The organism is Caldivirga sp. UBA161 (assembly GCF_002506515.1).
In the GTDB taxonomy this organism is placed as follows: Archaea; Thermoproteota; Thermoprotei; order Thermoproteales; family Thermocladiaceae; genus Caldivirga.
In genome coordinates this window covers 6,970-7,402 of record NZ_DAXS01000033.1, presented here as the reverse complement: position 1 = coordinate 7,402, position 433 = coordinate 6,970, and the positions used below count along the sequence as shown (strand labels likewise).

The 433-nt window shown below is 42.0% G+C and carries 1 pseudogene; it reads right to left on the bottom strand.

Features of this window, described 5'->3' with window-relative positions:
- Nucleotides 1-356 (bottom strand): annotated as a pseudogene (locus BP896_RS03815) (ABC transporter substrate-binding protein); the annotation flags it as partial.
- Between the last annotated feature and the right edge of the window lie 77 nt (nucleotides 357-433).

Genomic DNA, 433 nt, shown 5'->3' with positions numbered 1-433 from the left:
GGTATTGTTGCTGAACCATTAAACCAGTATAAATTATGCCTAAGATATATGATTAAGGTGTGGTTCTCAGGAATCAAAGTCCAATTACTAGCCAAAACAGGCCACCACTGACCAGTGGAGTCATCGAATTCAGCTAGGGGCATCCAAGTACCGGCATAACCAATGATATTACCTGAGGCATAGGGGTTCCACCAAGGAGCAGGCCAAGGAGTCAAGAGGACGTAGTTCCATGGGAATGCATCCTCCACAGTGTACGTTGGGTATGTTTGCTGCGCATAAGCAATATTTACACTGTATGCAGTTGCCGCTACGACTACTACTGTGATTACTAGTAGATATATGGGTATTCTATCCATAGTTTAATTTAATTACCACTCTCCTTATAAAGTTACTTAGCTCATTAGTACTGCATAATGATGCAGGCCCTCATTAA